Source organism: Streptosporangium sp. NPDC006013 (genome assembly GCF_040614275.1).
Lineage (GTDB): Bacteria > Actinomycetota > Actinomycetes > Streptosporangiales > Streptosporangiaceae > Streptosporangium.
This window is the reverse complement of record NZ_JBEXUE010000418.1, coordinates 1-8,731: the sequence shown is the minus strand read 5'-3', so window position 1 is coordinate 8,731 and position 8,731 is coordinate 1. Positions and strand designations below refer to the sequence as shown.

The 8,731-nt window shown below is 68.8% G+C and carries 11 protein-coding genes; 6 read left to right on the top strand and 5 right to left on the bottom strand.

Annotated features, from left to right (window positions below; translation table 11 throughout):
* Positions 1-54: 54 nt before the first annotated feature.
* From ABZ260_RS39890 to ABZ260_RS39880, 3 genes are all read right to left on the bottom strand, one after another.
* Entirely contained in the window at positions 55-330 is a 276-nt protein-coding gene (locus tag ABZ260_RS39890; RefSeq protein ID WP_355627971.1) for a hypothetical protein, read from the bottom strand.
* 50 nt (positions 331-380) lie between these two features.
* The gene (locus tag ABZ260_RS39885) at positions 381-1,781 is read right to left on the bottom strand and encodes an FAD-dependent oxidoreductase (RefSeq protein ID WP_355627968.1); all 1,401 of its coding nucleotides are present in this window, start codon (positions 1,779-1,781) and stop codon (positions 381-383) included.
* A 262-nt stretch (positions 1,782-2,043) separates the two neighbouring features.
* Positions 2,044-2,547 carry a hypothetical protein gene (locus ABZ260_RS39880; protein WP_355627965.1) on the bottom strand — a complete coding sequence of 168 codons (504 nt, stop codon included), beginning with the start codon at positions 2,545-2,547 and terminating at the stop codon, positions 2,044-2,046.
* An 87-nt stretch (positions 2,548-2,634) separates the two neighbouring features.
* Between ABZ260_RS39880 and ABZ260_RS39875 the strand changes: the two genes are divergently transcribed.
* On the top strand, positions 2,635-2,973 hold the full coding sequence (locus ABZ260_RS39875) for a helix-turn-helix transcriptional regulator (protein ID WP_355627963.1): 339 nt from the start codon (positions 2,635-2,637) through the stop codon (positions 2,971-2,973).
* On the top strand, positions 2,955-3,533 hold the full coding sequence (locus ABZ260_RS39870) for a hypothetical protein (protein ID WP_355627960.1): 579 nt from the start codon (positions 2,955-2,957) through the stop codon (positions 3,531-3,533). The genes ABZ260_RS39875 and ABZ260_RS39870 overlap by 19 nt, the downstream gene beginning before the upstream one ends.
* A gap of 49 nt (positions 3,534-3,582) precedes the next feature.
* Here ABZ260_RS39870 and ABZ260_RS39865 read toward each other — a convergent pair whose 3' ends face one another.
* Complete coding sequence (locus tag ABZ260_RS39865; protein ID WP_355627958.1) at positions 3,583-3,924, bottom strand: metalloregulator ArsR/SmtB family transcription factor; 342 nt, start codon at positions 3,922-3,924, stop codon at positions 3,583-3,585.
* Between the two features lie 59 nt (positions 3,925-3,983).
* Here ABZ260_RS39865 and ABZ260_RS39860 point away from each other — a divergent pair, with 59 nt between their 5' ends.
* The 3 genes from ABZ260_RS39860 (at position 3,984) to ABZ260_RS39850 (ending at position 6,451) form a co-directional block, all read left to right on the top strand.
* A complete protein-coding gene (locus tag ABZ260_RS39860) occupies positions 3,984-4,187 on the top strand; it encodes a hypothetical protein (protein ID WP_355627956.1) in 204 nt (67 codons plus the stop codon).
* A gap of 264 nt (positions 4,188-4,451) precedes the next feature.
* Entirely contained in the window at positions 4,452-5,120 is a 669-nt protein-coding gene (locus ABZ260_RS39855; RefSeq protein WP_355627953.1) for a response regulator transcription factor, read from the top strand.
* On the top strand, positions 5,117-6,451 hold the full coding sequence (locus tag ABZ260_RS39850) for a HAMP domain-containing sensor histidine kinase (protein ID WP_355627950.1): 1,335 nt from the start codon (positions 5,117-5,119) through the stop codon (positions 6,449-6,451). Before ABZ260_RS39855 ends, ABZ260_RS39850 begins: the two co-directional genes overlap by 4 nt.
* 30 nt (positions 6,452-6,481) lie before the next feature.
* On the opposite strand, the gene ABZ260_RS39845 is transcribed toward ABZ260_RS39850, so the two are convergent.
* Complete coding sequence (locus tag ABZ260_RS39845) at positions 6,482-6,991, bottom strand: hypothetical protein (RefSeq protein ID WP_355627947.1); 510 nt, start codon at positions 6,989-6,991, stop codon at positions 6,482-6,484.
* A 454-nt stretch (positions 6,992-7,445) separates the two neighbouring features.
* On the opposite strand from ABZ260_RS39845, the gene ABZ260_RS39840 reads away from it, so the two are divergent.
* Positions 7,446-8,663: an ABC transporter substrate-binding protein gene (locus ABZ260_RS39840; RefSeq protein WP_355627944.1), complete on the top strand. Its 1,218-nt coding sequence runs from the start codon at positions 7,446-7,448 to the stop codon at positions 8,661-8,663.
* Positions 8,664-8,731 lie beyond the last annotated feature (68 nt).

Below are 8,731 nucleotides of genomic sequence, written 5' to 3'. Positions count from 1 at the left end.
GCCGCCCCCTGGGGCGGGGGGCGGCGGCCTCAGCGGCGGCTTCAGCGGCGGAGCTCACCCGCGGTCACCGGCGCAGCCGATCAGTCGGCGTCCATCCGCCGTGGTCATCCACAGGGCACTGCAGGGGTCTTCGGCAATGAACCCCTGAGCCTGCAGCCGCCAAGCCAGGGCTCCGGCCGTCCGAGCGATCGCCGGGGCGTAGCCCGGATTACTGCTCGACCGGCGGGCGGCGACCAGGTGCTCACCCAGGCGGCGGGTGTCGATCGGCCCGTGCTCGCAGATCAGGCGCAAGGCTTCCTTCTGAGCGGCGGTGGGGTATCCCTCAGACATCTGACGTTCCTTATCAGTGCGGCTTCGGCGCTGGTCGATGGCCGGCGCGTTCAGCCGCAGCAGCCACCCCCCTCGCCATCGCCGCCGCCGACGGTGACCAGCGGGAGCGGGGTGGCCAGCAGGCCGCCGCTGATGCCGGTGGCCAGGCCAACCCGCTGCTCCTGGGCCTCGGCCAGATTGGAGGAGCACACGCCGGTCTCGGGCAGGTCCAGCTGCACGTCGTGGGCGGCCTCCCAGTCCCCGGCCAGCGCGGCGACAACCGAGCGGACCTGCTCGTACCCGGTGGCCATCAGGAAGGTGGGGGCGCGGCCGTAGCTCTTGACCCCGACGGCGTAGTAGCCGCTTTCCGAGTGGGAAAGCTCACGGACGCCGTGAGCCGGGACGGTGCCACAGGAGTGGGCGTTGGGGTCGATCAGCGGAGCCAGTACGCGGGGGGAGCCAAGGATCGCATCGAGGTCCAAGCGCAGTTCCGAGGCGATGGAGTGGTCGGGCCGGTATCCGGTGGCGGCCACGATCCGGTCGACGGTGATGGACTGCTCGGCGCCGGACGGGTCGCGGCTGAGTACCGTCACCTGGCCGTCGGTCAGGGTGAGGGCGTGGGTGTGGAAGCCGGTCACCAGCGTGATGCGGCCGGAGTCGACGTGTGCCCGCAGCCGGGTGCCGATCGCGCCGCGCGCCGGAAGGGCATCGGCCTCGCCACCGCCGTAGGTACGGCTGGCGTTGGTGGCGCGGATCGCCCAGGTGATCTGCGCATCCTGCAGCTCGGCCAGAGCCAGCAGCGTGGTGGCCGCCGAGTGGCCGGCGCCCACCACGAGGGTGTGCCTGCCCGCGTAGGCGTCGCGGTCGGCGCCCAGCACATCGGGCAGCGCGTGGTCGAGGGCGGCGTCGGCCTCACCGTAGGCGGGCAGGCCGCTTGCGCCCAGCACGTTGGGAGTGAGGTAGGTGCCGGAGGCGTCGATGACGGCCTTGGCCTGGAGTTCCTCGCCACCTTCGGTGCGGATGAGGAACGGCGCATCCTCACGTCCCGTGGTACGGACCCGGTCATAGCCCAGGCGGCTGATCGCACTCACCCGCACGCCCAGCCGCAGCCGGGAGCTGAACAGTGTGGCCAGCGGGGCCAGGTAGTCCTCGATCAGCTCGGCGCCGGTCGGCAGCCAGTCCGCGTCGGGTGCCGTCCAGCCGCCGGCCTGAAGCAGGCGGCGGGCTGCGGCGTCGATGTTGTACTTCCACGGGCTGAAGACCCTCACGTGACTCCACTGGGCGACCGAGGCGCCGACCTGCTGCCCGGCCTCCAGGATGAGGAAGTTCAGACCGCGCTCGGCCAGGTGCGCCGCGGCGGCCAGGCCGACCGGGCCCGCCCCGATGACCACGATCGGCAGCGCATCGGCCTGCGCGGGGGCGAGGAACTGCTCGATCTCGATCGCGGCCGGGCCGCAGCATCCATCACTCATGGCTCTTCTCCTGAAAACGCGTAGTGATCGTCAAGGACCAGCGGATCGACAGGCTTATGGATGTGAACGATGACTCCGTCAGCGCGGCGGCTCGCGTCACACACCTGAGAGCGGGGTGCGTCGAACGTGACGGCCTAACGTCCTGGCGGGCCAGCGAGGCAGAGCGCACACCACACCTTTTGATTAGAAGATTGTCGAATCAAGAGATAGATTGCCGCGCTGATTGGAGATCTGTCAAATCAGAGGAGCGCCTATTTGAAGATCATGGCGTCGCCCGCCTCATAGGAAGGGCGCGCTTGATCGCGCGTGCGATCAGGGGAAGTCCGACGAGGCTGGGCAGTGCCCAGTAGCTCCAGGTGGGGAGCCGGTCCCAGAGCGGCAGGTTGGGGCCGTTGTCGACGTAAAACCCGGTCAGCAGCGCGACATAGGACAGCCCCATCCCCGCGATGTGGATGTACGGTCGGCGACGCCGGTTCAGGTAGCCGAGCAGGCCTGCGGTGAAGGCCAGCGAGCCGATGGCGAACAGGTGGGCATTCTCCCGCCAGCGGATCACCGCCAAGATCGTCATCGTGGCGAAGACGACCGCCAGGCCCCAAATGTAGATCCGGCCGAACCGCAGGTGCCGAGCGCCGCCCTTGCGCGACAGCGCGGCCACCGCACCGCAGATCACGCAGACCAGACCGGCGATGACATGGACGGCCAGCGCCGCCAGGAAGACCGGCCCCGCATTCGGAACCGGGAGACCGAAGACGGTGATCTCATCCATGCCGCACCCCATGCGTAGTATTGCTATATATAGCGACGCTACTCCGGCAATTGCCTGGACGGAAGGGCCGATATAGCGTTACTACCTATGAGGGCCGAAGCGCTCAAAGGACACCTGGACGGCCTGCTGCTCGCCGCGCTGGAGAGCGGGCCGATGCACGGGTACGCGGTGAAGGAAGCCCTTCGGGAAGCGACGAAGGGGCGCATCGATCTGCCCACCGGCACCGTCTACCCGGCACTGCACCGCCTGGAGCGGGCCGGATTGATCGCCGGGAGCTGGTCGGTTGTCGCCGGTCGGCGCCGCCGCAGCTATGAACTCACCAGCGCCGGACGTACGGCGCTCGGCGGCGAGCGAGCCAGCTGGCAGGAGTTCGCGACCGCGGTCACCGCGGCGCTGGGGGCGCGGCCATGGCCGGCCACGACCTGATCACCGCGCAGCTCGACGTCCTCGCGGCCCGGCTGCCCGTCCAGGCGATGGAGGAGCTCGCCGACGGGCTCGAGGAGGCCTACGAACTCCATCTCGACGCCTGCGGCGACCCCGAGCAAGCCGCACGGGCCGCCATCGCGGAGTTCGGCGACGCCGACATGGTCACGGCCGCCTTCTTGCGTGAATCACCGTGGCGCCGCACCGCCATCGTCCTGCTCCTCACCGGCCCCCTCATGGCCATCGCCTGGGCTGTCACGCTGCTCACAGCGGGCGCGTGGACCTGGCCCCTGCCGCTCCCCGCCAAGATCTTGTACGGTGCGGCACTCGTGACGATCGTGTGCGCCTTGGTCGCCGTGGCCCGGGAGAAACGGGCCTATCGGCGAACACGCCTGACCATGATCGGCAGCGCCCTGGGGTTGATCATCCTTGACGTGCTCATGCTGACCGTGATCGCGGTCATGGCGCCGATACTGGTGTGGCCGATGGCGGTAGCCGTACCGGCAAGTGCGATCCGGATTCTGGCCATCGCGCGCAGACTTCCCGCAGCCATCGCCTCATAGCTACGTCGAGTCGCTCACCGGCGAAGGCAGCGTGCCGACAGGCCAGGATTTACCCGCAGGCGGCGTCCGGGGTGCAGGCGTTCGGCGGGCAACACGCCTGCAAGCTGAGCTGCAGATCGGCCAGAGCCTGGCCGATCCGGCCGGGATCAGCGCGGTAGTAGACGGTCTTCCACTCCCGCCGGGAAACCAGCACCCCACCATCGCGAAGCGTCGCCAGATGGGTTGAGGTAGCCGACTGGGCCAGCGACATGCGCTCAGCGACCTGGCTGACGGTCAGCTCGATTCCGCCGGCGAACAGCATCAGGATCTGCTGGCGAGTGTCGCTGGCCATCGCCTTGAGGAAGCCGCGCGCCTGCTCGCTCAGCTCGATCGAACTCGACGTCATGGTCATAGCATCACCCCTCCACCATCATATTGTCATTTCTGGATTTGAGGATATGGTTCCGGGTCATGAACACCGATCCCCTTGAGGTCCCCGATGCCACCGACGCCGACGACGCCGCCGAGGTGCTCGACGTCGTCGCCGCCACGGCGAAGGCGGTCAACCGGCGGGCGCTGCGCATCGATCGCCTCCAGGCGCTTCGGCCGTCCAGCCGCCGCCTGGCGGATGCCACAGCGTACGGGGGCGTCCCGCACCGCGGGCGCCCGACATGAATTCTGCGATGATGATCATGAGGATTCGATGAAGATCCGGTGAAGGGGGAGAAGTACCACGGAAACGGGAACCGATCCGATCCCCGGAGGAGAGGTTCGTCAGGAGCCTTCATCCGAGTTCCGCGATGCCCTGTGATCACGCGCGGTGATCGGGCGGGTGAACGCTCGGACGCCCCGGCCCGCTCCGCACGCGGCTGGTCGAACTCTCCTGACAGGTCGCCACCCTCGTCTTGAACTCCCCCGGCAGATCGCTACCCTCGTCCCATGCGTGTGATCGTCGTCGAGGATGATCCCGACGTGCGTGGTGTCGTCGTCTCCGGGCTGCGTTCGGCCGGCTTCGCCGTCGACGAGGCGGCCAACTGGAGCCAGGCCGACCTCAGCATGAGCGTCAACGACTACGACTGCCTGATCCTCGACCGGATGCTCCCGGAAGGCGACTCGGCCGACGAACTCCACCGGCGCCGTCAGGCCGGCATGGCCGTACCAGCGATCATGCTGACCGCGCTCGACGACATCAGCGACCGGGTGGCAGGCCTGGAGGCCGGCGCCGACGACTATCTGACCAAGCCGTTCTCCACCGACGAGCTGGTCTTGCGGGTGCGCGCCCTGTGCCGTCGCCGCACCACGATGGTCCCGCCGGTTCTGCGCGTCGGCGACGTCACGCTCGACGTGGCCCGCCGGGAGGTCCGCCGCGCCGGGGTGCTGCAAACCCTCACGCCCAAGGAGTTCGCGGTCCTTGAGATCCTGATGACCCACCAACCGGCTGTCGTCACCCGTACCGAGCTCATCGAGCACTGCTGGGACGAGCGGGCCGACCCGGCGTCCAACGTGGTGGACGTCGTCGTCAACCAGCTGAGACGCAAGCTCGGTGAGCCTGCCGTGATCTTCACGATGCGGGGTACCGGTTACCGGGCCGGGCCCGTGCGGCTGTGAACCCGCTACGTCTTCGCGGCCCCGATACCGGCGGCAGGGGTCAGAAGGGGACGCAGCCGACGCATCTGCAGACGACCGGGCGCCTCAACGGGCTTCGGATCCGCCTGGCCCTGCTGCTGACGGCTCTCAATGTGATGGGTCTGGCCGGTATGGGAACCGTCGCGATGGTCGTCGACCAGCAGCAGCGCGACGGTCTCGTCCGGGCGGAGCTGGAGCGCACCGCCCGGACCGCGAAAGCCCTGCTGTACTACGAGTCCGGCGCGCTGCGGCTGGACCGCCTCTTCGCCGATCCGGCGTCGAAGGGCCCGACCGCGGTGCACGTGTACGAAGGTACCCGCACCGACGTCCGCCTCGTCTTCGCGTATCCGTCGAGCCTGCCGGTGATCGCGCCAGAGGTTCTGCGCGGCCTCGCCCGGCCCGTCTGGCAGGGGCGCGGCGAACTCGCCGCGACCGTCACCAGCGTGGGGCGTCGTTCACGGTTGCTCGCGGTCCCGTTCTCGCACGCCGTCACCGGAGCGGTGTCGGGCACCATCGTGGTCGCGGTCGATCTCGAGCCCGTTCAGCGGGCCCATCGGCGGCTGGGGTGGATCCTGTTCACCGGAGGAGCGGTGTTCACACTCCTGGCCGGCTTCGGCGGGCATCTGCTGGCCCGGCGGGGCACCCAGCCGGCTGTCGAGGCGCTGGGCCAGCAGGAGCGGTTCGTCGCCGACGCGGCGCATGAGCTGCGCACCCCTCTGACGGTCATCCGGGCACTGTCGGAGGCCGCGATCAAGGATCCCGGCCAGCAGTCTCAGGCGTTGCGGCAGGTTTTGCGCTCCACCGAACGGCTTGCCGACTCGGTTGAGGCGCTGCTCATGCGGGCGCGTCTCGTCGCCGGGCTGCGAGAGCTTCAGCGGCAGCCGTTCCGCCTCGACCAGCTGGCCGAAGAGGTGGTGACCGAGACCGTGCAGCCGCCGCACACGGCGGCGGTGTCGGTCTCGCCCACGGTGGCGAGCGGTGACCCGACCCTGGTCCGCATCGCCATCCGCAATCTGGTCCACAACGCCGTCCGGCATGGCCGGACCGGTGCCGAACCCGCGACGATCACCCTCGTCGTCACCGCCGGCATGGTTATGATCAAGGATGCCGGTCCGGGTCCTGGTCCGAGTCCGGACGGCCGACCGGCGCAGCGTTTCCGGAGCGATGCGGCGGACGGCACTGGCCTGGGTCTGACCATCGCACAATGGGTGGCGGAGCTGCACGGTGGGGCACTGCGGCTTCATCCGGCGCCCGGCGGGGGCACTGCCGCGACCATGATCCTGCCCGACGAGCCGCCGCCTGACAGGCGATGACGCTCGCCGCGGTGCCGTGACGAGGCAGCGTCAGGGAGTGGAGCGGCCGGCTCTGGCTCCGGCGGGTGAGATGGCGAACCAGCCGTTTCGGCCATGCCCGCCGGTGTCGCCGGGCATGCGATCACCGCTGTAACCGTACAGCGGCCACCCCGAGAGGGTGAGCTGCTCGGTGCCGTCGGGCCTGACGACCTTGCCGATCTTTCCCCGGTCTATGCCGACGATCCGCAGCCTCCCGATGTCGCTGACCGGCATCGGGCGCCAGATCTCGGCGCACTCGCCGACGCAGGCCGAACGTGACGGGCTCGCGTCGTCGGCGTCACTGCGGTAGAGGACGTATCCCTGGACGTCGATGACGATGAGGCCGCCGAGCCGCTGCGAGTTGACAGCGAACAGGCCGGGGCCGGGCGCGGCGCTGGGGTCCGACACTCTGGTCAGCTCCGTGTCGGGCCGGAGCGCTCCGCCGTCAGCGGCGCAGCCCGCCACCATCAGGGCGGCGACGGGTCCCGCCAGGAGCGCCGCCCACCGTGAACGTCGACTCATGGGCACAGTTTTCCTGGACAGCCCGCCGGATGCCTCCCCGCCGGGAGTACTCGATGAGATCTTCCTTGTATCGGATAAGCCTAACGGGTTTCACCGAACACCGGACCGGGGGCGGAGGCCCCCGACCGGAGATCGGCGGGCTGTCCGCCGCTCCCCGGCGAGCCTCCGCACGGACACGAAATGCCCCGACTGTATGTCCGTGAGATGGGAGCGCTCCCAATCACCTCAATGAGATGTATGTACCTACTTCATACCGATAGTCCCACCTAAAACAGTCGGATGTAACGGTTGAGTTTCGGCATATTGACGTCCTGGTTGCCCATCGTCCACTCTTCGTGGGAGCGCTCCCAAAGCACATTGAGGAACTACCGCATCGCGAGGCCGTGTTTGTCGGGGACCGGCCCCCGGTGTCACCTCCCAATGATTCGGGCGACCACCTGAGAGGGGTCCGGAAATGTTGAACAACAAGCGGCACGGCAAGCTCGCCGCCGTAGCGGTCATGGCGGCCACCGCCCTGGCCATCACCTCGTGCAGTTCCAGCGAGCCCGCCAAGCCCGCCGCGGGCGACGGCGGCGCCTCCGCCGCGGCCGAGCCGGTGACCATCACCGTGCACACCTTCGGCGGTGGCGAGAACTTCGGCTACGACAAGGCCGTGGAGACCTGGAACGCGGCACACCCGAACATCCAGGTCAAGTACCAGAACCTGACCGACCGGTTCGAGGACGTCTACCTCCCGCAGCTGCTCCAGCGCCTGCAGGCCGGCAGCGGCGCGGCCGACATCATCGCCCTGGACGAGGGCGCGATGGGCCTCATGAAGGCCCGCCCGCAGTTCTTCACCGACCTGGCCGAGTACGGGCTGGAGAGCCGCAAGGCCGACTTCCCCGCGGCCAAGTGGGACAACGGCATCAACGCCGACAACAAGCTCTTCGCTCTCGGCACCGACATCGGCGGCATGACCATGTGCTACCGCAAGGACCTGTTCGAGAAGGCGGGCCTGCCCACCGAGCGCGACGAGGTCGGCAAGCTCTGGCCGGACTGGAGCGCCTTCAAGGCGATCGGCGAGAAGTTCAAGGCCGCCAACCCCGGCAAGGGCGACCCCAAGTTCCTCGACGGCCCGAACACGCTCTACAACGTGATCCTGTCGCAGGAGGCGCCGAAGAACGGCAACGTCGCCTACTTCGACAAGAGCAACCAGCTCGTCGTCGAGAGCAACCCCGCCATCAAGACCTCCTTCGACACGGTGAAGGACTTCAGCGAGGCGGGTCTGACCGCCAAGCTCGCCTCCTTCACCCCGCCGTGGAACGCCGCCATCAAGAAGGGCGGCTTCGCGACCATGGGCTGCCCGGCCTGGATGCTCGGTGTGGTCTCCGGCGCGGCCGGTGACGACAACAAGGGCAAGTGGGACGTCGCTTCCGTGCCCGGCGGTGCGGGCAACTGGGGCGGCTCCTACCTCGCGGTTCCCAAGCAGAGCAAGCACCCCAAGGAGGCCGCCGAGGTCCTGAACTACCTCACCGGCAAGGAGGGCCACGTCATGGCCTTCCAGGAGGCGGCGGCCTTCCCGAGCTCCATCCCGGCGCAGCAGGACCCGGCGGTCGCCGACCTGAAGAACCCGTTCTTCAACGACGCGCCGACCGGCCAGATCTTCGGTGGGAGGGAATGCTGCCCCGGGTGATCTGCGCGCGGCCGACCTTGAAGTTGACCGTCCGGTTCGCCGCGCCGTACAGGCCGGCGCCGCCACGC

Coding starts and splice junctions, on each gene's coding strand:
- ABZ260_RS39890 (WP_355627971.1), bottom strand. CDS start 330: ATGTCTGAGGGATACCCCACCGCCGCTCAGAAGGAAGCCTTGCGCCTG.
- ABZ260_RS39885 (WP_355627968.1), bottom strand. CDS start 1,781: ATGAGTGATGGATGCTGCGGCCCGGCCGCGATCGAGATCGAGCAGTTC.
- ABZ260_RS39880 (WP_355627965.1), bottom strand. CDS start 2,547: ATGGATGAGATCACCGTCTTCGGTCTCCCGGTTCCGAATGCGGGGCCG.
- ABZ260_RS39875 (WP_355627963.1), top strand. CDS start 2,635: ATGAGGGCCGAAGCGCTCAAAGGACACCTGGACGGCCTGCTGCTCGCC.
- ABZ260_RS39870 (WP_355627960.1), top strand. CDS start 2,955: ATGGCCGGCCACGACCTGATCACCGCGCAGCTCGACGTCCTCGCGGCC.
- ABZ260_RS39865 (WP_355627958.1), bottom strand. CDS start 3,924: ATGACCATGACGTCGAGTTCGATCGAGCTGAGCGAGCAGGCGCGCGGC.
- ABZ260_RS39860 (WP_355627956.1), top strand. CDS start 3,984: ATGAACACCGATCCCCTTGAGGTCCCCGATGCCACCGACGCCGACGAC.
- ABZ260_RS39855 (WP_355627953.1), top strand. CDS start 4,452: ATGCGTGTGATCGTCGTCGAGGATGATCCCGACGTGCGTGGTGTCGTC.
- ABZ260_RS39845 (WP_355627947.1), bottom strand. CDS start 6,991: ATGAGTCGACGTTCACGGTGGGCGGCGCTCCTGGCGGGACCCGTCGCC.
- ABZ260_RS39840 (WP_355627944.1), top strand. CDS start 7,446: ATGTTGAACAACAAGCGGCACGGCAAGCTCGCCGCCGTAGCGGTCATG.